This is a genomic window from Bradyrhizobium diazoefficiens (assembly GCF_016616885.1).
Classification (GTDB): Bacteria; Pseudomonadota; Alphaproteobacteria; order Rhizobiales; family Xanthobacteraceae; genus Bradyrhizobium; species Bradyrhizobium diazoefficiens_F.
On record NZ_CP067102.1, the window covers coordinates 7,441,422 to 7,466,370 of the forward strand.

25 protein-coding genes are annotated in these 24,949 nt (G+C 63.5%); 11 read left to right on the plus strand and 14 right to left on the minus strand.

Going from position 1 to position 24,949, the window contains the following annotated elements; all coding sequences use genetic code 11:
* Positions 1-104: 104 nt before the first annotated feature.
* Genes JJC00_RS34715 through JJC00_RS34725 form a run of 3 tightly spaced genes read right to left on the minus strand, consistent with a single transcriptional unit; the run spans position 105 to position 2,715 of the window.
* A complete protein-coding gene (locus JJC00_RS34715; RefSeq protein WP_200470238.1) occupies positions 105-518 on the minus strand; it encodes a Rieske (2Fe-2S) protein in 414 nt (137 codons plus the stop codon).
* Positions 519-523: 5 nt separating this feature from the next.
* Positions 524-1,636 (minus strand): amidohydrolase family protein, encoded by a 1,113-nt coding sequence (locus JJC00_RS34720; RefSeq protein WP_200470239.1) that lies wholly within the window; start codon positions 1,634-1,636, stop codon positions 524-526.
* Between the two features lie 14 nt (positions 1,637-1,650).
* The gene (locus JJC00_RS34725; RefSeq protein ID WP_200470240.1) at positions 1,651-2,715 is read right to left on the minus strand and encodes an amidohydrolase family protein; all 1,065 of its coding nucleotides are present in this window, start codon (positions 2,713-2,715) and stop codon (positions 1,651-1,653) included.
* A gap of 272 nt (positions 2,716-2,987) precedes the next feature.
* Here JJC00_RS34725 and hydA point away from each other — a divergent pair, with 272 nt between their 5' ends.
* Positions 2,988-4,442 carry a dihydropyrimidinase gene (gene hydA, locus JJC00_RS34730; RefSeq protein WP_200470241.1) on the plus strand — a complete coding sequence of 485 codons (1,455 nt, stop codon included), beginning with the start codon at positions 2,988-2,990 and terminating at the stop codon, positions 4,440-4,442.
* Positions 4,443-4,453: 11 nt separating this feature from the next.
* Here the strand turns inward: hydA and JJC00_RS34735 are convergent, their stop codons facing one another.
* A complete protein-coding gene (locus JJC00_RS34735) occupies positions 4,454-4,594 on the minus strand; it encodes a hypothetical protein (RefSeq protein ID WP_167353997.1) in 141 nt (46 codons plus the stop codon).
* Between the two features lie 271 nt (positions 4,595-4,865).
* Between JJC00_RS34735 and JJC00_RS34740 the strand changes: the two genes are divergently transcribed.
* The 5 genes from JJC00_RS34740 (at position 4,866) to JJC00_RS34760 (ending at position 9,865) form a co-directional block, all read left to right on the plus strand.
* Entirely contained in the window at positions 4,866-5,267 is a 402-nt protein-coding gene (locus tag JJC00_RS34740) for a DUF3606 domain-containing protein (RefSeq protein ID WP_200470242.1), read from the plus strand.
* Positions 5,268-5,460: 193 nt separating this feature from the next.
* Positions 5,461-5,895, plus strand: a complete 435-nt coding sequence (locus JJC00_RS34745) for a hypothetical protein (protein WP_200474326.1) — start codon at positions 5,461-5,463, stop codon at positions 5,893-5,895.
* 136 nt (positions 5,896-6,031) lie between these two features.
* Positions 6,032-6,964, plus strand: a complete 933-nt coding sequence (locus JJC00_RS34750) for an alpha/beta hydrolase (protein ID WP_200474327.1) — start codon at positions 6,032-6,034, stop codon at positions 6,962-6,964.
* A 408-nt stretch (positions 6,965-7,372) separates the two neighbouring features.
* Positions 7,373-8,596 carry an ABC transporter substrate-binding protein gene (locus tag JJC00_RS34755; protein WP_200470243.1) on the plus strand — a complete coding sequence of 408 codons (1,224 nt, stop codon included), beginning with the start codon at positions 7,373-7,375 and terminating at the stop codon, positions 8,594-8,596.
* Between the two features lie 492 nt (positions 8,597-9,088).
* Positions 9,089-9,865, plus strand: coding sequence for a Crp/Fnr family transcriptional regulator (locus JJC00_RS34760; protein ID WP_200474328.1), 777 nt, complete (start codon positions 9,089-9,091; stop codon positions 9,863-9,865).
* Between the two features lie 94 nt (positions 9,866-9,959).
* On the opposite strand, the gene JJC00_RS34765 is transcribed toward JJC00_RS34760, so the two are convergent.
* The 3 genes from JJC00_RS34765 to JJC00_RS34770 all read right to left on the minus strand — a co-directional run bounded on the left by JJC00_RS34765 (position 9,960) and on the right by JJC00_RS34770 (position 11,058).
* Complete coding sequence (locus tag JJC00_RS34765) at positions 9,960-10,157, minus strand: hypothetical protein (RefSeq protein WP_200470244.1); 198 nt, start codon at positions 10,155-10,157, stop codon at positions 9,960-9,962.
* 40 nt (positions 10,158-10,197) lie between these two features.
* On the minus strand, positions 10,198-10,410 hold the full coding sequence (locus JJC00_RS38495) for a hypothetical protein (protein WP_246774025.1): 213 nt from the start codon (positions 10,408-10,410) through the stop codon (positions 10,198-10,200).
* Positions 10,411-10,605: 195 nt separating this feature from the next.
* Positions 10,606-11,058 (minus strand): phasin family protein, encoded by a 453-nt coding sequence (locus JJC00_RS34770; RefSeq protein ID WP_246774026.1) that lies wholly within the window; start codon positions 11,056-11,058, stop codon positions 10,606-10,608.
* A 392-nt stretch (positions 11,059-11,450) separates the two neighbouring features.
* On the opposite strand from JJC00_RS34770, the gene JJC00_RS34775 reads away from it, so the two are divergent.
* A complete protein-coding gene (locus JJC00_RS34775) occupies positions 11,451-12,542 on the plus strand; it encodes an enolase C-terminal domain-like protein (protein ID WP_200470245.1) in 1,092 nt (363 codons plus the stop codon).
* Here JJC00_RS34775 and JJC00_RS34780 read toward each other — a convergent pair.
* The gene (locus JJC00_RS34780) at positions 12,539-13,813 is read right to left on the minus strand and encodes a lipase family protein (protein ID WP_200470246.1); all 1,275 of its coding nucleotides are present in this window, start codon (positions 13,811-13,813) and stop codon (positions 12,539-12,541) included. The genes JJC00_RS34775 and JJC00_RS34780 overlap by 4 nt on opposite strands.
* Before the next feature lie 182 nt (positions 13,814-13,995).
* A complete protein-coding gene (locus tag JJC00_RS34785) occupies positions 13,996-15,423 on the minus strand; it encodes a sulfatase family protein (protein ID WP_246774027.1) in 1,428 nt (475 codons plus the stop codon).
* A gap of 169 nt (positions 15,424-15,592) precedes the next feature.
* Between JJC00_RS34785 and JJC00_RS34790 the strand changes: the two genes are divergently transcribed.
* The 4 genes from JJC00_RS34790 to JJC00_RS34805 are packed head-to-tail and all read left to right on the plus strand — an operon-like array spanning position 15,593 to position 19,448.
* Positions 15,593-16,348 (plus strand): FadR/GntR family transcriptional regulator, encoded by a 756-nt coding sequence (locus tag JJC00_RS34790; protein ID WP_200470247.1) that lies wholly within the window; start codon positions 15,593-15,595, stop codon positions 16,346-16,348.
* A gap of 30 nt (positions 16,349-16,378) precedes the next feature.
* A complete protein-coding gene (locus JJC00_RS34795; RefSeq protein WP_200470248.1) occupies positions 16,379-17,731 on the plus strand; it encodes an ABC transporter substrate-binding protein in 1,353 nt (450 codons plus the stop codon).
* Positions 17,728-18,624 (plus strand): carbohydrate ABC transporter permease, encoded by an 897-nt coding sequence (locus tag JJC00_RS34800; protein WP_027530509.1) that lies wholly within the window; start codon positions 17,728-17,730, stop codon positions 18,622-18,624. The genes JJC00_RS34795 and JJC00_RS34800 overlap by 4 nt, the downstream gene beginning before the upstream one ends.
* Positions 18,621-19,448 carry a carbohydrate ABC transporter permease gene (locus JJC00_RS34805; RefSeq protein ID WP_200470249.1) on the plus strand — a complete coding sequence of 276 codons (828 nt, stop codon included), beginning with the start codon at positions 18,621-18,623 and terminating at the stop codon, positions 19,446-19,448. The genes JJC00_RS34800 and JJC00_RS34805 overlap by 4 nt, the downstream gene beginning before the upstream one ends.
* A 96-nt stretch (positions 19,449-19,544) precedes the next feature.
* Here JJC00_RS34805 and JJC00_RS34810 read toward each other — a convergent pair whose 3' ends face one another.
* From JJC00_RS34810 to JJC00_RS34830, 5 genes are all read right to left on the minus strand, one after another.
* Positions 19,545-20,351 carry an SDR family NAD(P)-dependent oxidoreductase gene (locus tag JJC00_RS34810; protein WP_200470250.1) on the minus strand — a complete coding sequence of 269 codons (807 nt, stop codon included), beginning with the start codon at positions 20,349-20,351 and terminating at the stop codon, positions 19,545-19,547.
* A 12-nt stretch (positions 20,352-20,363) separates the two neighbouring features.
* Positions 20,364-20,783 carry a DUF1850 domain-containing protein gene (locus tag JJC00_RS34815; RefSeq protein WP_200470251.1) on the minus strand — a complete coding sequence of 140 codons (420 nt, stop codon included), beginning with the start codon at positions 20,781-20,783 and terminating at the stop codon, positions 20,364-20,366.
* Positions 20,744-22,858 carry a TRAP transporter permease gene (locus JJC00_RS34820; RefSeq protein WP_200470252.1) on the minus strand — a complete coding sequence of 705 codons (2,115 nt, stop codon included), beginning with the start codon at positions 22,856-22,858 and terminating at the stop codon, positions 20,744-20,746. Before JJC00_RS34820 ends, JJC00_RS34815 begins: the two co-directional genes overlap by 40 nt.
* Positions 22,859-23,054: 196 nt before the next feature.
* The gene (locus JJC00_RS34825) at positions 23,055-24,002 is read right to left on the minus strand and encodes a TAXI family TRAP transporter solute-binding subunit (RefSeq protein ID WP_200470253.1); all 948 of its coding nucleotides are present in this window, start codon (positions 24,000-24,002) and stop codon (positions 23,055-23,057) included.
* A 345-nt stretch (positions 24,003-24,347) separates the two neighbouring features.
* Positions 24,348-24,827, minus strand: coding sequence for a hypothetical protein (locus JJC00_RS34830; protein ID WP_200470254.1), 480 nt, complete (start codon positions 24,825-24,827; stop codon positions 24,348-24,350).
* Positions 24,828-24,949: the final 122 nt, after the last annotated feature.

Here is a 24,949-nt window from a genome sequence, read left to right on the forward strand (position 1 = left end):
ATGGTCCGAAGGACCAGACCTCAGGTGAGCAATTGCGCACCGGGGAATCTCGAGATTCCGGGTTCATTCGCTTCGCGAACGCCCCGGAATGACGGTGTGTGATTTCAGACCTCGACAATCACATAACTGTCCTCGACATGCACCGGAAACGTCTCGGCGACATACGGGCCTTTCTGCAGTTCGTCACCGCGTTCCACCGCAACCGGATATGACCGGATATTGAAGCGTTTGGGATCGAACCAGGACTGGCCGTTGCGCATGTCGAATTCCCAGCCGTGCCAGGGACATCGCAGCATCTCGCCGACGCGCGAGCGCTGGTAGACGCCGGGCTCGGGTGAGGTCAGCCGCGCCACGCAAGCCGCCTTTTCCAGCGGCGCGCCTTCGTGCGGGCAGCGGTTCAACAGCGCAAAGAACTCGCCGTTGACGTGGAACACGACAATATCGCGGCCCGCGATGTCGACGACCTTGTTGCCGCCGGGCGGGATCTCGCTGGTTCGCGCGACGATATGACGGGCCATGTTGATCAGAACTTGTAGACCGCTCGCGCATTGGTGCTAAAGATCTTCTTGCGCTCGGCCTCCGTCAGCGGCGTCTTGAAGGCGAAGCGCGGATCGTCGAAATCCCAGTGCGGATAATCCGACGAGAACAAGAGGCGATCGACGCCGACCCATTCGATCAGCGAGCGCAGATGCCGGGCTTCGTCGGGCTCGTCGATCGGCTGGGTCGTGAACCAGAAATGTTCGCGGACATATTCCGACGGCTTGCGCTTGAGATGCGGCACCTCGCTGCGGAACCGCTCGAAATGCTGGTCCATCCGCCACACCGCCGACGGGATCCAGCCGAAGCCGCCCTCGATGAAGACGATCTTCAGTTTTGGAAACCGCTCCGGCACGCCCTCGATCACGAGGCTGGCAAGCTGCGCCGCGATGGTGTGTGCGTTGGACTGGTGCTCCTCGACGTAATAAGACGGCCAGCCGCCGCCGGTCGGCGCGTGGCCGCCATAGCCACCGACATGGATGCCGAGCGGCAAGTCCAGCGCCTGCGCGCGCTCGTAGATCGGCCAGTAGCGGCGGCGGCCGAGCGGCTCGTTGGCGCGGGGCGAGACGTTGATCTGGATGTATTCGCCGATCTTTGCACAACGCTCGATCTCGGCGATCGCGAGATCCGTGCCGTCCTGCCCGACCAGGATCGAGGCCTTCAGGCGCGGATCCCGGTGCGACCAGAACGCCAGCTGCCAGTCGTTGATGGCGCGCTGGATTGCGGCGCCGAATTCCAGGTTCTGCTGCGAGAAGATGAAGAGATCGAGCACCTGCAAGATTCCGAACTCGACATCGAGCGGATCGAGATGCTGCTTCTGCATGAAAGCAAGGTCGGAACCGGGTGGCCCGCCGGTCGGCGGCCAGGCATCGCGCCGCGCGATCAGCGGCGAGGAGCGTGGATAGGGTGTGGTGAAGAGATAGGGCGTGCGCAGATGGCTGCCATATTCCTTCAGATGCTGCTGCCAGCGTTTCGGCAGGAACTCGTTGAGATCGTCGACCGAGTGCAGGCTCGGATGCACGTCGCAATCGACGATGCGCAGCCGCGAGGCGGCGGGCTTCTCGTCGTCACGCAGCGGACGGTCGATGACTTCACTCATGCGAACCTCCTGGATTAATTGGCCAGCGACAGCCGCCGAAATGTCTCCAGCGGATTGTCGACGCACATTTTTGCGATGATGCCCTTCGGCAGATGCGGCGGGATCGGATCATCGCCGTCGAACTGCCAGTGCGGATAGTCGGACGCGAACAGGAACATCTTGTCGGAGCCGATCTGGTCGATGATCTCCTCGACGCTTTTGGCGTCGCCCGGCGCGTCGAACGGCTGCATGGTGACGCGGAAATTGTCGCGGATGATCGCGGCGGGTTCGCGCTCGACCCAGGGCACCTCGACGCGGACGCCGCGCCAGGTCTTGTTGGCGCGCCACATGAAGGCCGGCAGCCAGCTCACGCCTGATTCCATCAGCACGACCTTGAGATCGGGATATTTGCCGAACACGCCCTCGTAGATCAGGCTCAAGATCTGGGCCTGAAACGCCTGCGCCTCGACGAAATAGTACTCGTAGCGGTGCGACGGCCAGCCGGCAGAGCTCGGCGCCTGCCGATATTGCGTGCCGGCATGGATTGCAAGCGGCAGCTTGTACTTTTCCGCGAGCTGGTAGACCGGCCAGAAATGCCGCCGGCCCAGCAACGTCTCGCCCTGCGCCAGCACCAGGATGGAGACGAAGCGATTGTCGCTCGCGCGGCGCTCGATCTCTTCGATGGCGAGATCCGGCGCCTGCATCGGCACCACGATGGAGGCGCGCAGGCGCGGGTCACGCGATATCCATTCGGCGGCAATCCAGTCGTTGATCGCCTTGCAGAAATCGGCCGCCATGTAGGAATCGAACACGGCTTGCGCGCCGTAGAGCACGTTGAGGATCGCGTGGCTCGCGCCCAATTGGTCGAAGGCGTCCTTCTGCACCATCGCCAGGTCAGAGCCCGGCTTGGTGCCATTGGCCGGCCGCCAGTCGGCGCGGCCAGAAAACGGCATGCTTGGCGGATAGGAGGTGAGGTCGAGACCGTCGATGGCGCGGCTCACCACCTGCTCTTTCCAGTGATCACTGAGATAAGGAAGAAGTGTCGTGCGCGTGCCACCAACCGCCGGGTGGATGTCGCAGTCGATCCGCGTCACCGCCATGGAGCTTCCTCGCGTCCTTATTGGCGGTGTTCTTTGCGCCGCGAGCGCAGAGTGCTCCGGCCTGTGCCGACGCGCAAGTGCGCAGGACAGCGCGATCCGTCATGGCTCGGTTGCATTTGGCAGGCGCGATATCAGGTCAGGCGGGCGCGTCCAACTCAATCGCGGTGTCGGTGGCGGAAACGGCGGCTGACTAAAATTTCGCCTGTCGCATCGCAGCCGACACGCTTAGCTTTCACCGCGCCCTGTCCTCCCTCCTTTCCCTCGGAGTTCCCATGTCCCTCCTCATCCGCGGCGGCACTGTCGTCAATCATGATCATTCGCGCCGTGCGGACGTGCTGATCGAGGGCGACACCATCGTCGCGGTCGGCGCAGCGATCGACGCGCCAACGGGGGCGGAGATCATCGACGCCGGCGGCGCCTATGTCATTCCGGGCGGCATCGATCCGCACACCCATCTCGAAATGCCGTTCATGGGAACGGTGACCGCGGATGATTTCGAGTCCGGCACCAAGGCGGCGCTGACCGGGGGGACCACCATGGTGGTGGATTTCTGCCTGCCCGATCCCGGCCAGTCGATGCTCGCGGCCTACCAGGAATGGCGCCACAAATCCGAGAAGGCGGCGACCGACTACGGCTTCCACATGGCGGTGACGTCGTGGTCGAAACAGATCTATGACGAGATGGAGACCGTGGTCAAAACCTACGGCATCAACACCTTCAAGCACTTCATGGCCTACAAGGGCGCGCTGATGGTGAACGACGACGAGCTCTACAACTCGTTCGCGCGCTGCGCCCATCTCGGCGCGATGCCTGTCGTGCACGCGGAGAATGGTGACGTCGTTGCCTTGATGCAGGAGGCGCTGATCGCGCGCGGCGTCACCGGCCCGGAGGGCCACGCCTATTCACGGCCGCCGGAGGTCGAGGGCGAAGCCACCAACCGCGCCATCATGATCGCCGACATGACGGGCACGCCGGTCTATATCGTGCATACGAGCTGCCGCGAGGCGCATGAGGCGATCGCCCGTGCGCGGGCCGCAGGAAAGCGCGTCTATGGCGAGCCGTTGATCCAGCACCTGCTGCTCGATGAGCGTGAATATCAGAACAGGGACTGGGATCATTCCGCGCAGCGCGTGATGTCGCCGCCGTTCCGGGACAAGTCGCATCAGGACAGCCTGTGGGCCGGCCTGCAGTCCGGCTCGCTGCAAGTGGTCGCAACCGACCATTGCGCCTTCACCACCGAGCAGAAGCGCTTCGGCCTCGGCGACTTCAGAAAAATCCCGAACGGCACCGGCGGCCTCGAAGATCGCCTGGCGTTGCTATGGACCGCGGGCGTCGCCACGGGGCGGCTGACCAAGGAGGAATTCGTCGCCGTGACTTCGGCGAACATCGCCCGCATCCTCAACATCTATCCGCGCAAGGGCGCGGTCGCCGTCGGCTCGGATGCCGACATCGTGGTGTGGGATCCCAAGGCGACGAAGACCATCAGCGCAAAGCGGCAGATGAGCCGGATCGACTACAATGTATTCGAAGGCTTTTCCTGCACCGGCGGGCCGGCCGCGACGCTCTCGCGCGGTCGTATCGTGTGGAAGGATGGCGATCTGCGTGCCGAGGCAGGAGACGGCCGCTACGTCGAGCGGCCGGCGTTCTCGCCGGTGCATGTGGCGAATTCCACGTGGAAAGCGCTGGCCGCCCCGCGCGCGGTCGCACGCGGACCGGTGACGCCGTAGCGCAAAGCAACCTAGATCGCGAACACCCAGGCGGCGACGATGGTGCCGATGGTGACCAGACCGGCGATGGTCCAGCCGGCGGCATATTCCAGTTCAGGATGACCGGTCGCCCGCATGATCTCTGCCGGATCGGCGGTATGCTTGTCTGCCATGACTGCCTCGCACGTGTTTTCCCGTGTCATGGATAAGTCGCGTCAGCCGCCATAAGGTTCCGTCACGGACGCGCGAGACACCAAAAAGTCGAAAACAACCCCATGCACAGTAGAACGGCCCCCTCGGCATGAGGTTGGGTCGCGTCGCGTAACCACTTGACGCGTCGGGACAAAACGGCCGCCTCGCGCAATCGCCACGCGGCCTCCCCTTGCGTGCAAAATCCGATTGCATGCTAGACTGGATGCACGCGATCCAGGGCAGGAGACAAGCATGGCCGACGACAAGACCAGGCGGGGCGGAGCGGACCGCAAGCTGATTGCGCTCACCGAGGCATACGAAGTCGCCTACTGGTCGAAGAAGTTCAAGGTGACGCCGGCCAAGCTGAAATATGCCGTCAAGAAGGTCGGCCGTTCCGCACGGAAGGTAGAAGAGTACATCAAGCTCCAGAAGCACCGCGCCGCCGACAAGAGCCGGATCGCGCTCGGCGAAGCCTATGAAGTCCGCTACTGGTCGAAGAAGTTCAAGATCACGCCGGCCAAGCTGAAGGCCGCCGTCGCCGCCGCCGGCCATTCTTCCAAGAAGGTCGAGGCGTATCTGATCGCCCAGAGGGCAGCCAGGAAGAAAGCGGCCAAGAAGACCGGCAAGAAGAAGACATCCGCTTCGCGGAAGTAGGCCAGCTAAAACGTCGGACGCCTGTCCTGCAGCCCCGGTGACCAGACAGCGGTCGACGAGTTTTACGCGAATCGTATCGGCGAGCGCGCCTACGCGACGCTGAAGCGCCGACAGGAGAGGAAAGACGCCCATGAAACTTGCGATATCGGCCTGCCTCGCCGGTGCGATCCTCGTGGCCGGCGTCTCCCATGTCATGGGCGAATCCGGCGCGACGCCCTCAAAAATCTCGGGCTCCACGGCGCTGGCGCTGGCGGGTGTGATTGCTCCGCTGTCGCCGCTGCTGTCGGGCGCCGAGAAGAAGGCGGTGGCGATGCTGTTCGCCGCCAATGCCGACATCCCCACCAAGAAGCCGATCGTGGTGACCGCGGACAGGATCGTCTGCCGCACCAGCAATGTCGACATCACCTTGCGCAACTGCGAGGTCACCTTCGGCAAGAAGGTCAAGACTGTGAACGGATCCACGGCCAACGAGATCTTCGCGACCGAGGCGCTGGCCGGTATCCCGGCCGACGGTGCGGCGGGATCGAATTTCGAGAGCCTGAGCAAGCTGAGCTGCACGATCGACCCGAACGCCATCAGGCAGAAGGACGGCAGCGGGGCGGATTGCACGTTCCAGCCGGGGAATTAAGCCGGCGTTGAACGCGCCGGCGAGGTGCCGCGAAATCGCCGCAAGAGGGGCTGACAAGACCAACTAATAAGGCGAATTGAAAAGACAGGCCAAGCCGGCGCACCATATCTGGGCCAGCAAGGCCGGCACCAAGATGATGAAGAGTTATCTCGTTTTTTTTCTGCTTCTGACCGTAACCGCGGCCTCCGCACATGGCCTGTTGCCGGCGCGGCCGACCGCTCCGTCCGATCTTGTCCGGGTCGGCCTCACCGATAACGACACGACGGCCGGCGGCGTCGCGCGCCTATGCGAGCAGGTCACCTTCTCGCGCGGCCTGCGCTATGGCGACGGCGAGGCCAATGTGCTCGATGTCGCGACCAGCGGCGACACCAAGGCGGACACGTCGCGGCCGGTGCTGCTGTTCGTGGCAGGCGACACCTTCACCGGCGACCGCGGCGCGCCGGACCTGTCCCGCGATATCCAGGACGAGGCGATGTGCTTTGCCGCGCGCAACGGCATGATCGGGGTGCGCGTCAACTACCGCCTGGCGCCCGCAGCGACGTGGCCGATGGGCGCAACCGACGTGGCGGCGGCGCTGTCCTGGGTCCACGGCAATATCGACCTGTTCAACGGCGACGCCCGCGAGATCGTCGCGGTCGGCTACGGCGCCGGCGCGTTCCATGTCGCGAGCCTGCTGGCGCATCCCGAGCTCCAGGCCGACCGCGCCGATGTCGCGGCTGTGGTGCTGGTGTCGGGCATCTATCGCGCCGGCAAGGACGCCAGTGAGAGCGAGAAGGCCTATTTCGGCGCCGACACCAGTCAATACGACAAGCGCTCGGTGTTTCCCGGCATCCTCAATGTCGACGCGCCGATCGTGCTGGCCTGGGCCGCCAACGATCCCGCGAACCTGGTCGCGCAAGGAGAGACCCTGAAAAAGACGCTGTGCGGCGCCGGCCACTGCCCGCGCTCCACGCTGCTGCGCAGCCACGACGGCATCGCCGCGGCGTTTGGGCTGGATGGTTCCGGCGACAGCCTTGCCGAGCCGACGCTGCTGCTGGTGCATCAGCTCGAGGCGCGAGGGCTGCCGTAGCCGACGCGAGCACTTAGGCTTCCACAGTGTCACAGCTGAGCCTCGCATATCGCCTGCGCTCATGCTGGCTACGAATCCTCACCGCGACGGTTAGTCCATCACCGTCACCCTGAGGCGGCCGCTCCTTCAGCGGCCCTCGAAGGGCGCCGGCCCGGATCTCTCCGCTTGGCGACAACGGTGGCCGTTCATCCTTCGAGGCTCCGCCCGCGATGCGCTGCATCGTGGGCCTCGCGCCTCAGGATGACGGAACTGGTGACCTGAACGCGAAACAGCGCGTCAACACGCCTGCCGTTTCGGCTGCGGCTTCCCAACGCTCAGCCACAGGATTGCCAAACGCTTGACGTAGATCAACTCGCTTGGGTGCGGATCGAGCCGACTTCGTTGGGGGCCAACGACAAGGTGTCGAGCATGCGCGTCACCGGCAGACTGCTGTTCGTTTTGATCGCCGCGCTCGCCTCACTCGGGGCGATGTCGGAGCAGCGTTCGGATCAGCCAATTCCCGACAAGGAAATCCGCATCGGCAATTTCGTGCCCTATTCGGGACCGCTCTCGGAGTTCGGCGCGATCGGCAAGGCGGAAGCCGCCTATTTCGACATGGTCAACGATCGCGGCGGCATCAACGGCCGCAAGGTCCGCTTCATCACCCGCGACGACAATTCCGATCCCGCAGCCGCGCTGGAGCTGACCCGAGATCTCGTCGAGAAGGACAACGTGCAGCTCATGTTCGGGTCATTCGGCACGCCCGGCAATCTCGCCACGCGCTGGTACCTGAACGAGAAGAAAATTCCGCAACTGTTCGTCGCCTCGGGTGACGAGGAGCTGAGCCAGGCCAGGGCGTTTCCCTGGACCATGGGCTGGCAACCGCCGTTCCGGTCGGAGGGTCGCATCTACGCCAATTACATCCAGGCCTATTATCCCCGGAAGAAGATCGTCGTTCTCTGGCAGAACGACCAGTTCGGCCGGATGCTTTACAAGGGCATCCAGGAAGGTCTCGGCGATCTGAACCGTCACGTCCTCGTCGACGTCGCCTTCGACATCTCGGACGAGCATCTCGAAGGCCACGTCTCGATCCTCAAGCGCGCCGGCGCGGATATCTTCGTGTTCCTCGGCGTGCCCTCGACGGCATCCAAGGTGATCCAGCTGGCGGCGTCGCTGAATTGGCACCCGGTCTTCATCGTCAACGACGCTTCCGCCTCGATCGCCAATGCGATGGCGCCGGCGGGGCTCGAGAATTCATCCGGCGTGATCTCGGCGGCCTTTCTGAAGGATCCGAGCGATCCCGCCTGGAAGGACGATCCCGCAATGAAGGACTGGTTCGCCTTCATGGACAAGTATCACCAGGTCGAAAGCACCAACAACAGCGCGGCGCTCTACGGCTATGCCGCCGCGGAAGCGCTGACCAAGGTGCTGAAGCAGTGCGGCGACGATTTCTCGCACGAGAACATCATGCGTCAGGCGGCATCGCTCAGGGATTATCACCCCTCCGTCGCGCTGCCCAATATCAGGATGAATACGTCACCCGACAGCTATCTGCCGATCAAGCAGATGCGGCTGGTGCAATTCGACGGCCGCTCCTGGCAGCCGTTTGGGGCGGTGATCGAGACGGCGTTTACGGAAGGCGCGGCGCGGTGAGAGCTGGGCTCTTACCCTCCCCTGGAGGGTCCGGCACAGAGCCCGTAAACGCAACCCTGCGCAACCCCATTTGATGGGAGTCGCCGCAGACGACTTTCGGTTTCGCCGCAAGGGGCATGCTTGTCTGTTCTCGATTGCGCCTGCGGCGTTGAAGCCGCTCGCAAGTATGGTCCACGAGATCTCGGAGATGCTCGCGCGCGACGAGCGAGCGTCCCGACACGCCGTTCTGCCTGCTGCGAACGCTCTTGATCGCGTTATCGTTGGCGCGTCGAACGCGGAACTCCGCGCGCGTGGCGCCTACGATGTTACCCATACCGATTTGGCAGTTGTCTCTGGCCGCGCATTTGCATCTAAGTCCTAGATGGCGCGAATGGAAACGACTCGCGGCGGAGCAGAAGCGACATGGAACACGATGCGAAATAACGAAGCGTCTTTTCGCTGCGCGCGGAACGGAGAAGATGGCGCATGCGCCACCGCGGGTCGGCTACAGTAATGAGTTCCAGCGGAACTGGTAACCGACTTCTGGCAGCGCTGCCACCCGCGGATTTCCATCTACTGGCGCCTGAGCTGGAGACGGTCGTGCTCGGCCAGGACGCAGTCCTCTCGCAAGCGGGTGACCGGATCGAGCATGTCTTCTTCCCTCATAGCGGTGCCATCTCACTGATGGCCGACATGGCGGACGGACGGACGGTTGCCACCGCCATGGTCGGGCGCGAAGGCGCAGTAGGTAGTCTTTCGGTGCTGGGGCCGTCTCCTTCGGCCATTACCGCCATCGTCCGTGCGGCCGGCACCGCCGCGCGAGTCCCTGCATCGCGATTTTACGCCGCTTTCAGCCGGAGCCCCGCAATCCGGCACGCGATCCAGATTCACATCAGGGCGATACTGGTGCAGCTTCAGCTCGGCTCGGCCTGCAATGCGCTGCATCCGGTCGAAGCCCGTATGGCTCGCTGGCTGCTCCAGGTTCGCGACCGCGTCGACGATGACGTCCTGCCGCTCACTCAGCAGGCGCTGTCGCAAATACTTGGTGTGCGACGAACGACAGTGACGCTCTTGATGCGCAATCTGCGCGCGTCTGGAGCGATCAAGTCCGATCGACGAGGCCACATCGAGATCGATCCAGCCCGGCTCGCCGCGGCGGCGTGCGAATGCCACGACAACATCCGTCTCGAAGTCGAGGATATCTTCTCGACGAAACCAGCCCGATCTTACATCACGGCTGCGCAAGACGATCGGCGCATGTCAGGAGATGAATCGGGCGATGCCGCGTGAGCTGAGCCTTGCCGCGTCAGCCTTGCCGCGTCAGCCTCAAAAAGATTCGCCGGCGTGATGCCGGCGCTGCAATCAAAGCCGCTTCTCAACCCAATCAGGTTCTCTTCGTCCGGTCGAGATTCTGTCCGGATTGGGATTGCGCCTCGAGCCTCGCAAGCTCGCGCAGCACCTTCGCCACCTCTCTTAATTCGTTGCGCGCAGGGCCCGGCTTGAGCCGTCGTGCTTCGTCAAGAAATTCCTTGGCCTGCATCAGCCAGGTGGATGTCTCGATATAGTTTTGAGCGTGCGCCATGGTGTCCCTCCATCGCAATCACTGATGATCTGCTTGGACATCAAACCTTCCACGAGGTCGCGCTGTGATGCCGCGATCCGCTCGGCTCATGGACCCAGGCCTCCGGCGCGAACCAGGCGTGATCGGATTGGCAGATCGGGCAGCGGGTGCGCCCGAAGAAAACAACGCTGCGCCGAAAGCTCTCGCGATCGGTCCTGATACCGGTGGGGATCGCCCGGCCGGTCTGCGGGCATCTGACCATAACCATACCCATATGAGCCTCCCATAACTTGGCTTTTGCTGGTTTTCGAAGCAAACGACCGGCCGGTTGGAATGCGCCTCTTGAGGTGCAGTTACTTGGGGGGCATCGTGCACCTGCCCGTTGTTGACCGAGCATGGGGCGCATGCTCGTGGCGGGGCTTATTCCAACCGGCGGTTCCCTCTTGGACGAACCTGGAATGCCGCTTTTTTAGCCGGCCTTCTCAACGGCCTTGGCAAAGTGCTTCTTGATCGGCTCGCTCGTTTCCATCGTCAGCTTCTCAGCAAGCTTCCACAATTCCCTGTTCTGGGCGGATGCAGCGTCGAAGACCTTGCGCGATTGCGCCGCCGTCAAGGTGACGACATCAGTCGCCGATTTGCTGCCCAAAAGATCGGCGAAGAAATCCATCGTTGCGGACGTATTTGCGTTCGAAATCTCCAACAGCTTGAGCCCGTAGTCTGTCGCGCTCCTTGCATGGCTTGAGTATGTCTCACGGAACGTGTCCGCCATCTCTTCCGATGCGATCTTGATCCGCTCGCAGCCTTGCTTTGCGCGGGCGACGCTCTGCTCTGCGAGTTCGCCGATCACAGCAGGCAACTCGATCTTCGGGAATCCGAACAACGGCGTCGCAAAACCATTCGCTCCATTCGGCGCGACCTTCACTTCACTTTCACTCACGGCACCAACTCCTTCTCAAACGAAACCATTCCCATTGCCCGCGACGCTGCATTGCGTCACGAGAGCGCATGGAGGCGAGGATTTATCCCGCCTCGGTGTTCGATCAGTTGTCTGTTGAGCATCCAGCCCGGACACGAGTATGCGCGACGAAATTGCGAAGTGTCCGTTCGATTTGCGACTCTCGCCAAAAATTTTCTTGAGCATGTCAATACACACAACCGTCATATCTACAGGAATGATGCGTGTGTGGACGGGCAGACCGCGAACGGCTTTTGATCGACAAGATCAACGAGCAGGTGGGCATCGGTGGCGCTGCCGGTCTAAACTCTTGCACCCAAGCTCTTGCACTAAGCTCTTGCACTAAGACGGAGCGAGCCATGACCGAGACCTTTCGCATCACGCGCATTGTCGTGCGGCCCGTGATCGTGCCGATGAACCTGCCACTGCAGACCAGCACCGGTGCGATCGACAAGGCGCCGCTGGTGCTGATCGACTGTGAGACCGACCACGGCGTGCCGGGGCATGCCTATCTGTTCTCGATCACGCCGTCGGCCTTGAGGCCGCTGACCGCGATGGTCACTGAAATGTCGGAGCTGCTCGCCGGCGACAAGCTGCTGCCGTTCGAGATCGAGCGCAAGCTGACCCAGCGTTTCACGCTGCTCGGGCTCGCCGGGCTGCAACGGCTGGCGCAATCCGGCGTCGACATGGCGGCGTGGGACGCGCTGGCCCGCGCGCGAAGCCTGCCGCTGGCACGCCTGCTCGGCGGCGCACCGAAGCCGGTGAAGGCCTACAACTCGAAGGGGCTCGGCATCATGCCGGCGGGCGCTGCGGTGGAGGAAGCCCACAAGCTGCTGGCCGAGGGCTTTCACGCCGCAAAAATCCGCGTCGGCCGGTCCGATGCGCGCGAGGATCTCGCCGTGGTGCGCGCGGTGCGCAAGGCCGTCGGCGACGACGTCACGCTGATGTGCGACTACAACCAGGCGCTGACGGTGACCGAAGCGATCCGCCGCGGCGAGATGCTCGACGACGAAGGCCTGAGCTGGATCGAGGAGCCGATCCGCCATGACGACTATGTGGGTTGCGCCCGCATTGCGGACGCACTGCGCACACCGGTCCAGATCGGCGAGAATTTTGATAGTGCGTTTTCGATGCAGACCGCGCTCTCCGCCGAAGCCTGCGATTATGTGATGCCCGACGTGCAGCGCATCGGCGGCGTCACCGGCTGGCTGCGTGCCGCGTCACTCGCGCATGCCGCCGGCATCGAGATGTCGACGCATCTGTTCTCGGAAGTCAGCGCGCATCTGCTCTGCGTGACGCCATCAGCGCATTGGCTGGAATATGTCGACTGGGCCGATGCGGTGCTCGCGAGCCGGCTGACGATCAAGGACGGCTTTGCGCTGCCGGGCGAGGAGCCCGGCAACGGGATCGAATGGGATGAGGCGGCGGTGAAGAAATATCTGGTAACCTAGTCGTTGAAGGCGATTCCTTGTGCGACGTCGCCGGGCGGGCCGGGTTCTGTGATGCCGGTGCAATTGCTCTGCGGCTTCTGGCCGGCAAGCATGCCGCGGAAGAAAGCGAGCGCATCGGGGAAGGCGGCGTTCAGGCCGCCATTATGCGTAGCGCCGGGATAGGACTTCCAGACCACATCGTTGCCCGCGGCGCAGAGAGCCGCGACCTCCGCATATTGCCGGGTCGGGACCAGCGTGGAATCGGCAAGGCCGGTGCCGAGCAGCAACGGCACCTTGAGCCGCACTGCCTTCATGTCCGTGATCGCAGTCAGCCGCGCCAGCACATTGGCGATCGGCTCGACATAGACATTGTCGGCGGTGATGTCGTCCTTGCGCGCCACATCGCGCATCTCCGTGGTGCAGCTCTCGCGCGCCGCCTTCAGCACCGGCTTGCCCTTTTCGGCAACGAGATCATCAGCCGAGGGTGCACCGTCGGGCAGCGAACCGCCGAGCAGCATCAGCGACGTATAGATCGGTGAGCCGATCGACGTGGTCTGAGGCGGCTTGTAGGGACCGTCCGGGAAGGTCGAGACAAGTCCCGTTGCCACGGTGGCGACCAGTGGCACGTCCGGCGCGTAGCTCTCCGCAATCACGGTCGCACCCATTGCGGCACCGGAGCCCTGCGACTGGCCGGTGACGAAGACTTTTGGTGCCAGCCTGCCCCGATAGGCGGAGAGCGCGGCACGCACGCCGTCGAGCACCGAGCGTCCCTCCGCCTGCCAGATCAGATAGGGATGCGGGCCTGGTCCACCGAGGCCTTGATAGTCGGTGGCGACGACCGCAAAGCCGCTCTCCAGCCAGCGCTGGATATAGGTGGCATCGCGCGGCTTGTGACCGGTCCAGGACGGCGCACACGCATCGGAAATGCCAAGCGTGCCGTGCGCCCAGGCAACCAGGGGCCATCCGCCGGCAGGCGGCTCGCCCTTGGGCAGATAGAGCGTGCCGCTGACGGGCACGATGCCGGCGTGCCAACGAAAATCGCTCGACGTGTAGAGAATGCGCTCGGCGAGGGCCGCGCTCGTGATCTCACCCTGCGCCAGCATCGGCTCCTTGCGCAGCATGACGCCGGGGCTCTCGGGCAAGGTTTCGGACCAGCGATAGAATGGCGACAGGTTCTGGTCGCCCACTTTCGGTCCAAGCGGCAACAGCGAGTCCGCGCGTGCCGTCGTCGCCGCGAGGCCCAGGATAACGGCTAGCGCCACCAACGATCTGGTCGTCAGGCGTTCAAACATCAGGCTTCTCCATCCCTGGCACTTTTGGATTGGCTGGCTGTCACAGCAATCCTGCTTCTGCGCCGATTATGGAGGCCGTCACGCCAACGTCCATGTCTTTTCGGACATGGACCGATGCCGATCTGACATGGACTTGGAGAGAACGCCTGCGCCAACCCGGCCCGCGCGATCGCGGAGTTGGTTCACCGTGCCGCGACGTTCAGGTCCATGGTCTCGAGCAAACTGTTCTGGCGCCAGTCGATGAAGGCGTCCTTGAGGCGGCTGATCTCACCGGCGTGCGCGGGCATGCCCCAGAGATTGTGCTGTTCGAGCGGATCGGTCGCGAGATCGAACAATTGGCCATCCTCGGCGCCGTGGATGAACACGACTTTCCAGCTGTTATCGCGCACCATGGTGATCAGCCGGGCGCCGGTCATGGCGACGTCGCCGGCCTGCTCGGAGAACACGAAGTCGCGGCCGGTCCATTCCTCGCCTTTGAGCGCCGGCAGCAGGCTGCGGGCCTGGAACGGCTTTGGATGCTCCGCGCCGGCGAGATCCAGAATGGTGGGCGCAAGATCGAACAGCTGGCACTTTTCGCGGATGCGGCGACCATCGGGAAACAGGCTCGGCGACCAGAACAGCAGCGGGATGCGGGTGACCGGCTCGTACATCGACCACTTCTGGCTCAGCCCGTGCTCGCCGAGATTGTCGCCATGGTCCGACATGAAGATCACGACGCAATTGTCGAGATAGCCCTTGTCCTCCAGCGTCGTCAGCAGACGACCGATCTGCTCGTCGATCATGGTGACGTTGGCATAATAATGCGCGCGCAGGCGGCGCATCTCTTCATGCGTCGGCGCGAGCTTCCATGACACCGCGTCGTGATCGACCTCGGTGTCGTGGCGGCGCTTTTCTTTCAGATAAGCCGGCAGCCCCTCGATCTCGGCCTCGGTCGGCTGCGGCACCGGAAGATCGTTGCGGGCGAGATAGTGCTCCAGATATTCCGGCAAGGGATCATAGGGCGGATGCGGTCCGGGCAGGCCGATCTGCATGAACAGCGCCTCCGGTTTGGGCCGCGTCTCCAGCCACCACATCGCGGTTTCGGCGACGAAGATGTCCGGGTGCAGCGATTTCGGCATCTCCCAGGTGAAGGCGCCCATGCGATCGCCATAGTCGGGCAGGCTGCGATAGCCGGCGCGTGACGGCTTTGTCAGCTTGTGCGCGGCAAAGGCCTTGTCGAGCTCGTCGGCAAACCAGCGCCCCTCGAGGAAACGGTCCTTGTTCTCGACCACGAAGCGCTCGTGAAAGCCGGCCTTCGCGTCATAGGGGATGGTGTGCATCTTGCCGACATTGACGCAGTGATAGCCGGCGTCGCCGAGATTGCTCACCCAGGTCTTCTGCCAGTGCTGCCCGTTCTTCAGCACGCCCGAGGCGTGCGGATAGAGGCCAGAGAACAGCGCGGCGCGCGAGGGCACGCAGCTCGGCGCATTGATGAAGCAATTGTCGAAATAGACGCCCTCGCGCACCAGGCGGTCGAGATTCGGCGTCTTCATATAGGGATAGCCCGTCGCCGCGATCGTGTCGAAGCGTTGCTGGTCGGTCATGACCAGGATGATGTGGGGCTTTGTCACGGTTGTTCTGTCCTGCGCGGCATTGAGTCAATAGAAAATATGTCTGACATAATAATTCTTGTCAAACCAGGATGGATTTGACTATCTTCGATCTGAGGCCTAATTCCGCGCATCTTTTCGTCAGAGCTGAGATAAATCAGACATTTTATTCTACGAGACCGAGATCAACGTGGCAAAATCTGCTAGCAAGGACAGCCCGCAGTCGATCGCCCGCGAAGTGGCACGGCTGATCCTGACCGGCGTCTGGCGCGAGGGCACGACACTGCCGCGCGAGATCGAGCTGGCGTCCCGCTTCGATGTCAGCCGCGCCTCCCTTCGCGAGGCACTGTCGCTGCTCAAGGCCAAGGGGCTGATCGCCTCGAAGCAGAAGGCCGGCACCCATGTGCGGGCGCGGTTCGACTGGAACATGCTCGACGAGGAGCTGCTGAACTGGACGCTGGCGGCGCTGCCGACGCAGGAATTCGCCAAGCAGATCCTGGAGGTTCGCCGCATCGTTGAGCCGGAGGCCTGCGCCATTTGCGCAGTGCGCGGCACCGACGAAGACTTCGCCCGGATCGAGCGCGCCTATCGCGGCATGGACGCGGCCGGCATGGACCGCGTCGCCTACGCCGAGCCGGACCTTCAGTTTCACCGCGGCATTCTCATCGCCACCGGCAACGACTTTTTGATCGCCTTTGGCGCGACGGTGGCTGCTGCGCTGCGGATGTCCTTCGATCTGTCGAGCACCAATCCCGGCGCACCGCGGAAAAGCCTGCCCTATCACCGAGCCGTGCTCGACGAGATCTGGGCGCGCAACGCCGATGGCGCACGCCAGGCCATGCACAAGCTGATGGATCTCACCGAACAGAACATCGTCTCGGCCATGTCGCGTCAAAAAAAGAAAGACGCCGAGGACGAGAACGTCCGCACCAGACGGACGCGTTGAAGCCAGCCAACAAGAGTGAGGGAGGTAAAGATGAAAAACGCATCGCGCACGAGCTCGATCACCCGCCGCAAACTGCTGAAAGCGAGCGCCGCAGGCGCGGCGCTGGCCGCATTCCCGGCCCCGCTGATCGCGCAGACAAAACCGTTTGCCGGCGTGACGCTGCACGGTGCCTCGTTCCAGCACCGCTTCTTCACGCTGCTGCAGAAGTACATTCCCGAGTTCGAGGAAAAGACCGGCATGAAGGTCGACCTCCAGCTCTCGGCCCTGCCGGTCTACAACCAGCAGGCGAATCTCGAACTGTCCTCGGGCGGCTCGGCCTATGACTTCGTCAACGTCACCTTCACGCTTGCGACCCGCTGGATCGCGGCCGGCCTGCTCGCCAATCTCGATGAGTTCACCGGCGATGCCAATCTGACGCCGGCAGACTGGAATCCGAAGGACTTCGTCGATGGCGCGCAGGTGCCCTATCGCGACGCCAAGGGCGCCACCTACGGCTATTCCTGGGAAGGCGGCGCCATGCTGATGGGGCTGTCGCGCATGGACCTGATGGAGAAGAAGGGGCTGAATATCCCAAAGAGCTTCGCCGAGCTGCAGCAGGTCTGCGCCGAGATCAACGGCGCCGATGGCGTCAACGGCATGGTGTCGTGGTTCCTGCACAACTGGAATCTGCCGCCCTACATCCAGGGCTTTGGCGGCAACATCTTCAAGAATCCGCCCGGCGACGTCATGCCGGCGCTGAATACGCCCGAGGCGATCCAGGGCGTCGAGTTCTATGCGAACCTCTTGAAGAGCGCGCCGAAGGGCGTTCTGACCTACACCGAGGACCAGGCCCGGCAGTCGATGCTGACCGGCCGCTCCAACATCTTCATTCACTCCAGCGCCTGGGTGACGCCGATCCTGCTCTCGGACGAGAGCAAGGTGAAGGACACCTCGCGCGTGGTGCGTTCGCCCGCCGGTCCAGTGCACGACTATCCGGCGTCGAACAGCCAGGGCCTCGGCATTCCCAGGAACGCCAAGAACCAGAAGGCGGCGTGGGAATTCATCAAATGGGCGCTCAGCCCTGAGATCTCGATGAAGCTCGTCAGGGAGCACGGTCACTCCTCGGTGTGCCGCCGCTCGATCATCACCAGCGACGACTATCGCAAGCTCAACACGGTGAACGGCCAGGACCTCGGCGCGCTCTATCTCGAGGTGCTGGAGCTGCCGGGCAAGGGCGAGAACTACATGGCCTATCGCACGTCGAAGGAATTTCCTGTTGTCGGCGACGTCCTCAACAAGGCATTCGAGCAGGTCGCCACCGGCCAGCTTCCGGCAAAGGACGCGATGAACGCGGCCCAGGACCAGGCCATCGCCGCACTCCGCCGCGCCGGGACAAAACTTTGAGCGAGAGCGGAATCGACGGTGAGCGCCGCAGGTTCATCGCCTGGGCGCTCACACCGAGCCTGATCGTGCTGTTTGCGGTCGCCGTGCTGCCGGCGATCTATCTCATCGTGACCAGCCTGACGCCGTTCCAGCTGACGACGCCGGGCTCGGCCACGGATTTCAGCGAGCCGTTCCGCAACTATCGCCTGCTGCCCGGCGACCCCCGCTTCGTCAACTCGCTGGCCGTGCAGGCCAAGCTGTCGGTCGCGAGCGTGCTGTTCCAGGTGCTGCTCGGCATGCTGCTGGCGCTGCTGCTGAACGTGCCGTCGCGCTTCGTCGAATTCGCCCGCACCTTCTTCCTGATCCCGATGGTGCTGCCGCCGATCGTGGTCGCGGTGATCTGGAAGCTGATCTACGCGCCCGACATCAGCCCGCTCTATTACGCGGCGCAGGCGCTGCATGTCACCCTGCCGGCGCTGACCTCCAGCGTCGACTTCGCGCTGACGTCGATCATCATCGCCGACACCTGGGAGTGGCTGCCCTTCACCTTCCTGATGGTGCTGGCCGCGCTGCAGACCATTCCCGACGAATATTCGGAAGCCGCCCTCGTCGACGGCGCCAGCAAGCTGCAGATCTTCTGGTACGTGACGCTGCCTTTCATCACGCCGATCCTGGTGATCTCCGGCATGTTCCGCCTGATCGACAGTGTGAAGGCGTTCCCGCTGATCTTCCTGTTGACCGGCGGCGGGCCGGGCACCGTCACTGAAGTCACCAACTACTATGCATATCTCCTCGCCTTCGACACCAACGAGATCGGCTATTCCAGCGCGGTCACCGTGGTGATGTTGCTGCTGGTCTGCGGCATCAGCCTGGGCCTGGTCTGGATGGGCCGCCGCCGGGAGGCGCTGGCATGAGCGAGTCGTCCCTCCGCAAGGCCACGCCCGGCCGGCTGGTCGCGATCACGGTCACGCTGCTCATCCTGCTCTCGCCGTTCCTCTGGCTGTTGCAGATGAGCTTCAAGACCAACGACGAGATCCTGCAATTCCCGCCGCCGCTGATCTTCACGCCCACGCTGGAGAATTACATCTCGCTGTGGCACAGCGCGTTCTCGGCCTCCTTCGTCAACAGCCTGTTGAGCGCCTCGCTCTCGACCGCGCTGGCGCTGCTGCTCGGTGTCCCTGCAGCCTACGCGCTATCGCGCTGGTCCGGCCGCGGCAAGCATGGCTTGAGCTTTGCCATCCTGGTGACGCGCATGGCGCCACCGATTGCGTTCACCATCCCCTTCTTCCTGTTCTATCGCTGGATCGGGCTGCTCGACACCATCACCGGCCTCGTGCTGGTCTACACCAGCTTCAACCTGCCCTTGGTGATCTGGATGATGCAGCCGTTCTTCGACACCATCCCGGTGTCGCTGGAGGAAGCGGCGCTGGTCGACGGCGCGCGGACGCGCACAGTGTTCACCAGGATCGTGCTGCCAATGGTGACGCCCGGAATCGCCGCGACCGCGATCCTGTGCTTCCTCTACGCCTGGAACGACTTCTTCTTCGCGCTGATCCTGACCCGCACCAATGCACGTACCGCACCGGTCGCCGTCGTCAACTTCATGAACTACGAAGGCTGGGAATGGGGTAAGATCGCCGCCGGCGGCTCACTGGTGATGGCGCCGGTGCTGATCTTCTCGCTCGCGGTGCGGCGCTATCTCGTCTCCGGGCTCACGGCCGGCGCCGTCAAAGGCTGACATCATGAAGCTTCCGACTGAAACAGCCGGGCCGTCGCCCTTCGAGGGCGGCTGAAGCGGCGGCCACCTCAAGGTGACGGGTCTTGCAGGATTGCTTCAGGCCCCCGCCTTGCACGTAATCCCGCCGTCAACCACCAGCTCAATTCCCGTCACATATTTCGACTCGTCCGACGCCAGGAACAACGCGGCGTTGGCGACGTCGAAGGCGTCGCCCATGTGGCCCATCGGCACCTGCGCATCTCGGGCGCGCCACATCGCATCGACGTCGCCCTTGGCATAGCTGTTGGCGAGGCCGGCCGAATGCTCGACCATCGGCGTCTTCATCAGGCCGGGCAGGATCGCATTCACCCGTACATGGTGTCGCGCGAACTCGATCGCGGTGGTGCGCGTCATCTGGTTCATCGCGGCCTTGGAGGTGCCGTAGGTGACGTAGGAGATGCCCATGTGGCGGATCGAGGCGATCGAGGAGATGTTGATGATCGAGCCGCCGCCCTGCTCCACCATGACAGGGATCACATGCTTCATGGCGAAATAGGCGCTCTTGAGATTGACGGAGAAGACGCGGTCCCAGCTCTCCTCGGTGACCTCGACCACGCTGCCCATCTCGGCGATGCCGACATTGTTGTCGAGCACGTCGACGCGGCCGTAGGCCTTGAGACACGCGGCGACCATCGCTTCGATCTCGGCAGGCCGCGACACGTCGGCGGTGAACGCCGTCGCCTTGCCGCCTTCGCCGGTGATGATCTTGGCGGTCTCCTCGGCGGCCGCACCGTTGCGGTCGACGCAAAACACCTGCGCGCCCTCGCGCGCAAAGGTCACCGCGGTCGCCTTGCCGTTGCCCCAGCCGGGCCCGATCGAGCCGGCGCCCACCACCATCGCAACCTTGCCCTTGAGCCGGTCCATCGCGTGTCTCCCTTATTTCCGCTGTTCGTCGCAGATGCTCATCGTGGTGACGTTAGCACCGATGGGGTGGCCGACAATCTCCGAAAGCGTCCGGCACGTTCCATCATGGCATAGCCGCCATTCGCCGGCGGCGCCGGAATTGCCGAGCACGACCTCCGGCATCGGCGCGCGCTCAGGCCTCCATTGAAACCAGCCGTCGACGAGCCGTGCCTCGGGCGGCGGCTCCATGCCGGGGCCGGTCCCCTTGACGCGGGCCTGCACCAGCTCGAGCCCGGCAGGCGTGACGCGCCAGTCTTCCTGCCAATCGACCTTCGCGATCGAATGCGTCCACACAAGCGTGAACGCGGACAGCGCCAGCACCTTCACGCCGCCCGCTGTTGCGAAGCAGAGGCTCACACCGCCTCGACCGCTGCCGGCGGACGCTGCCGCCACTGCCACAGCACGATTGCGGCCGAGAGAAAGAAGCCCGCGGTGTCGCTGAACGGGAAGTCGCCGAGCAGGCACATCGCGGCGCCGAGCGCGACGACGCGTTCGAGCAGTGTCAGCCGCGTGAACAGGAAGCCGATCGCGACCGTGCCGAACAGCGCGATCGCCACCAGCGCCTTGAAGCTTGCGAGCGCGACCGCACCGTAGAAACCGAGCTTCGCCGCCACGGGATCGCCGGCTTGCAGCATCAGCGCCGGCGAATAGACGAAGATGAAGGGGATGACGTAGCCGGCGAGGGCAATGCGCATCGCCTCCCAGCCGATCTTGTCCGGATTCTCCTTCGCGATCGGCGCTGCCGCCAGCGCTGCGAGCGCAACCGGCGGCGAGAGGTCGGCCATGATGCCGTAATAGAACGCGAACATGTGGCTCGCGATCAAGGGCACGCCGAGCTTCGCCAGCGCAGGCGCCGCGAGCGCGGCGGTGATGATGTAGGTCGGGATCGTCGGAATGCCGGTGCCGAGCAGGATCGACAGCAGCATGGTCATGATCAGCGCGAGGAACAGGCTCTTCTCACCAAGACCGATCACCCAGCCGCCAAAAATGGTGCCGACGCCGGTCTGCGACATCATGCCGATGATGACGCCGACGATGGCGCAGGCCATGCCGACGGTGATCGCGGATTTTGCACTCTCGGCCAAGGCATCGCGGCACTCACGCAAGGCTTTGAGACCGCCACGGATGAACGCGGTGATCACCATCAGTCCGACGACAACGCTGGCGACCGGCACGATCTGCAGGCCGTCGCGCGACAGCGCCGCAACGACCAGCGCAAGCCCGACCCAGAAGATGGTGCGGATCACCATCGAGGAGGCGCCGGCCGTGATGCTGGCGCCGAGGATCAGCGTCACCGTGAGCGCGAGGCCCATGCTGCCGGCATAGAGCGGGGTAAAGCCCTCGAACAGCATGTAGACGAGGGCCGCCAGCGGCAGCACGAGGTACCAGCGCGTCACCAGCGCCCGCCAGGCGCTCGGGATTTCCGAGCGCCTCATGCCGACGAGGCCGTGCTTGCCGGCTTCCAGATGCACCATCCAGAAGGCGGATGCGAAGTAGAGCACCGCCGGAATTGCGGCCGCCTTGACGATCTCCGAGTACTGGACGCCGAGCGTCTCCGCCATGATGAAGGCGACCGCGCCCATCACCGGCGGCATGATCTGCCCGCCCATCGAGGCCGTCGCCTCGACGCCAGCCGCAAACGCGCGGCGGTAACCGAACCTGATCATCAGGGGAATCGTGAACTGGCCGACGGTGACGACGTTGGCGACGCCGGAGCCGGAGATCGTGCCCATCATGCCCGAGGCAAACACCGCGACCTTCGCCGGACCGCCGCGGGTCCTGCCGAATAACCCAAGCGAGACGTCGGTGAAGAGCCGGATCATGCCGGCGCGCTCCAGGAACGAGCCGAACAGGATGAACAGGAAGATGTAGGTCGCCGAGACGTAGATCGGCACGCCGTAAAAGCCTTCGGTGCCGTAGGAGAGATGCGTGACGATCTGGTCGAAATCATAGCCGCGATGGTTCAGCGGCGACGGCAGATATTGTCCGAAGAACCAGTAGACCAGGCACGCGCCGCACATCAGCGGCAGCGCCGCGCCCATCAGGCGCCGCGTGCCCTCGAAGATCAGCACCGCGAGCAGCGTGCCGACCGCGAGGTCGAGCCTGGTCGGATCGCCGTCACGCGCGATCAGGTCCGCGTAAAAGATCCATTGATAGAGGCCACAGAAAAAACCTGCGCCGCCGATCACCCAACCCAGCGCACGGCCAAGATTGCTCTTCGCGGTGAAGTTGGCGATCAGGCCGAACGTGAGCAGGACCAGGAAGCCAACATGGACGCCGCGCACCACCTGGCTCGGCAGATAGTTGAAGGCCGCGACATAGAGCTGGAAGGTCGCAAAGGCGATGCCGATCCAGTAGGCCAGCCTGCCCCACCAGCCCGGGCCAAAGCCTTCCGGGAAACCGTGCTCGAAATTGTCGAACTCAACCTTGATGGGCGCCGCGTCGCTGCCCTCTGCCTGTTCCAGCATTTCAAATCGCCCCCAGCCTGCCAATCCCGCTTAGCATTCGCACGGCGCTCTAAGAACGCCACGCCCGGGATTGTCCCGGGCATTCGCGATGATCCTCTCCGTCATTCCGGGGCGATGCGCAGCATCGAACTATGGTGCGCAACTGCGCACCATAGTTCGGCCCTGGCGAGCCGCCCCGGAATGACGATTGAGAGAGTTACTTGATCAGCCCTTTTTCCTTGTAATAGCGGATCGCGCCGGGATGCAGCGGGATCGGGCTGCCGGCGGCGGCCGTCTCGAGCTTGATCTCCTTGCCCGCCGCGTGCGCGTTGGCGAGCTCGGGCAGCGACTCATAGACCAGTTTGGTCATCTGGTAGGCGAGATCGTCCGACACGGCTGAACTGGTGACGAGATAGTTGACCACGGCCGCGGTCGGCACGTCCTTGTCCTGGCCGGTATAGGTGTTGGCCGGGATGGTCGCCGCGATGAAGGGTCGGCCGATCTTGTCGACGGTCTCCTTCGGCACGGCCACCACCGTGATCGCGGCCGAGGTCGAGAGATCCTTCAGCGAGGCGACGCCAAGGCCGGCCGATTGCAAGGTCGCCCCGAGCTGGCGGTTCTTCATGAGGTCGACGGATTCGGCGAACGGCAGATATTCGACCTTGCCGAGATCCTTGTAGGTCATGCCGGCTGCCGCCAGGATCGCGCGCGAGTTCAGCTCCGTGCCCGACTTTGGCGCGCCGACCGAGAGGCTCTTGCCCTTGAGGTCGGCGAGCGTCTTGATGCCGCTCTCGGCGGTTGCGACGATCTGGATGTAGTTCGGATAGATCGCGCCGATGGTCCTGAGCTTGTCGAGCTTGGTCTTGAAGCCGGCTTCCTCGTCGCCGTCCCAGGCGGCTTTCAGCGAATCACCCAGCGTGAACGCCAGCTCGCCACGCCCCTGCTGCAGCAGGATGAGATTTTCGACCGACGCCTTGGTGGCCTGCACCTGCGTCTTCACGTTCGGAATCTTGTCGCCGTAGATCTTCCCGATCGCAACCCCGAGTGGATAGTAGACGCCGGAGGTGCCGCCGGTCAGCACGTTGATGAAGGATTGCGCATGCGCGCAAGGTGCCGACGCCGCCAGAGCAAAAGCCGTGGCCACGCCGAAAATCGTCCGTTTCATGGTTGTTGTACTCCCCAAACCAGCGGCGAAATTGGCCGGATGAGGGGTGCGGGTCAACCCATCCAAAAGACAAAACAGGGCTGCGGTAAACGGTCGTTTTGCCCTGGTTTTCAGGGAACCCGGCAGGTGCGGCGACGTGGCACAGCCGGTGTGAATTCATCTGGTTGAGTCGGTCGAGCAGCGGGCTCAGTCACCTCTCCGGCTTGCGGGAGAGGTCGGCGTGTCCGGGCGATGCGAAGCATCGTCCCGCGCGCCAGGTGAGGGCTTTCTCCTCTAGGGGATTGCCCCATTGCGGAGACACCCTCTCCCCAACCCTCCCCCGCAAGCGAGGGAGGGAGCGCACCGTCACTGAAAGGTCATGTCCAGGCACTTGGAGATGTCGGAGCCGAGGCCGGAGGAGATGGTGATGCAGCCGCGGATCTTCTGCGCGGCCATGTCGGCGGCCCAGATCGAGTAGCCGCCGGGGCCGAAGAACGAGTTGGTGTTCGGCGGCTCGGTCTCGGTCGCGTCGAAATCATAGTGCCCGTCGGTCTCGAAGATGCGCGGCTTCTTGGTGCAGCCGCCATCGGTCTGGACGTTGATGACTTCCTTGTTGTCGCGGGTCAGCGCCAGCGAGACCTGGCAGCGGAAATATTCCGAGGTCTTGGTATTGAACAGATAGGTGTAGGATTTGCAGGTCGCGGTGTTGAGCTTGCCCGGCGCAAGGCCACGGCTGCACGAAATCCGCTGGTTGTGGCTGAGCTGGTAATCATCGGCCCGGGCGACCGGCGCGAGCGCCGTCAGCGACAACCCGGCAATCCAGCAAAACTTAATGACGTGGCCCATTCGAATCATCCCCACCAATATCTTTGTCGTGTTGCGTTCTAGACTGAAAGCGGAACATAGTCGCGAGGGGACCAAGGGAAAATCACAAACTGCTGGGCAAGACGTGATGCGTTGCTGCGGCA

What these genes read in the sequence shown, in the direction of transcription:
- JJC00_RS34760 (WP_200474328.1), top strand. Translation starts at nt 9,089, where the DNA reads ATGAGTTCCAGCGGAACTGGTAACCGACTTCTGGCAGCGCTGCCACCC.
- JJC00_RS34810 (WP_200470250.1), bottom strand. Translation starts at nt 20,351, where the DNA reads ATGGACCGGCTCAAGGGCAAGGTTGCGATGGTGGTGGGCGCCGGCTCG.
- JJC00_RS34830 (WP_200470254.1), bottom strand. Translation starts at nt 24,827, where the DNA reads ATGGGCCACGTCATTAAGTTTTGCTGGATTGCCGGGTTGTCGCTGACG.
- hydA (WP_200470241.1), top strand. Translation starts at nt 2,988, where the DNA reads ATGTCCCTCCTCATCCGCGGCGGCACTGTCGTCAATCATGATCATTCG.
- JJC00_RS34820 (WP_200470252.1), bottom strand. Translation starts at nt 22,858, where the DNA reads ATGCTGGAACAGGCAGAGGGCAGCGACGCGGCGCCCATCAAGGTTGAG.
- JJC00_RS34825 (WP_200470253.1), bottom strand. Translation starts at nt 24,002, where the DNA reads ATGAAACGGACGATTTTCGGCGTGGCCACGGCTTTTGCTCTGGCGGCG.
- JJC00_RS34795 (WP_200470248.1), top strand. Translation starts at nt 16,379, where the DNA reads ATGAAAAACGCATCGCGCACGAGCTCGATCACCCGCCGCAAACTGCTG.
- JJC00_RS34720 (WP_200470239.1), bottom strand. Translation starts at nt 1,636, where the DNA reads ATGAGTGAAGTCATCGACCGTCCGCTGCGTGACGACGAGAAGCCCGCC.
- JJC00_RS34780 (WP_200470246.1), bottom strand. Translation starts at nt 13,813, where the DNA reads ATGTTTGAACGCCTGACGACCAGATCGTTGGTGGCGCTAGCCGTTATC.
- JJC00_RS38495 (WP_246774025.1), bottom strand. Translation starts at nt 10,410, where the DNA reads ATGGGTATGGTTATGGTCAGATGCCCGCAGACCGGCCGGGCGATCCCC.
- JJC00_RS34740 (WP_200470242.1), top strand. Translation starts at nt 4,866, where the DNA reads ATGGCCGACGACAAGACCAGGCGGGGCGGAGCGGACCGCAAGCTGATT.
- JJC00_RS34805 (WP_200470249.1), top strand. Translation starts at nt 18,621, where the DNA reads ATGAGCGAGTCGTCCCTCCGCAAGGCCACGCCCGGCCGGCTGGTCGCG.
- JJC00_RS34775 (WP_200470245.1), top strand. Translation starts at nt 11,451, where the DNA reads ATGACCGAGACCTTTCGCATCACGCGCATTGTCGTGCGGCCCGTGATC.
- JJC00_RS34725 (WP_200470240.1), bottom strand. Translation starts at nt 2,715, where the DNA reads ATGGCGGTGACGCGGATCGACTGCGACATCCACCCGGCGGTTGGTGGC.
- JJC00_RS34765 (WP_200470244.1), bottom strand. Translation starts at nt 10,157, where the DNA reads ATGGCGCACGCTCAAAACTATATCGAGACATCCACCTGGCTGATGCAG.
- JJC00_RS34750 (WP_200474327.1), top strand. Translation starts at nt 6,032, where the DNA reads ATGAAGAGTTATCTCGTTTTTTTTCTGCTTCTGACCGTAACCGCGGCC.
- JJC00_RS34755 (WP_200470243.1), top strand. Translation starts at nt 7,373, where the DNA reads ATGCGCGTCACCGGCAGACTGCTGTTCGTTTTGATCGCCGCGCTCGCC.
- JJC00_RS34735 (WP_167353997.1), bottom strand. Translation starts at nt 4,594, where the DNA reads ATGGCAGACAAGCATACCGCCGATCCGGCAGAGATCATGCGGGCGACC.
- JJC00_RS34715 (WP_200470238.1), bottom strand. Translation starts at nt 518, where the DNA reads ATGGCCCGTCATATCGTCGCGCGAACCAGCGAGATCCCGCCCGGCGGC.
- JJC00_RS34745 (WP_200474326.1), top strand. Translation starts at nt 5,461, where the DNA reads ATGGGCGAATCCGGCGCGACGCCCTCAAAAATCTCGGGCTCCACGGCG.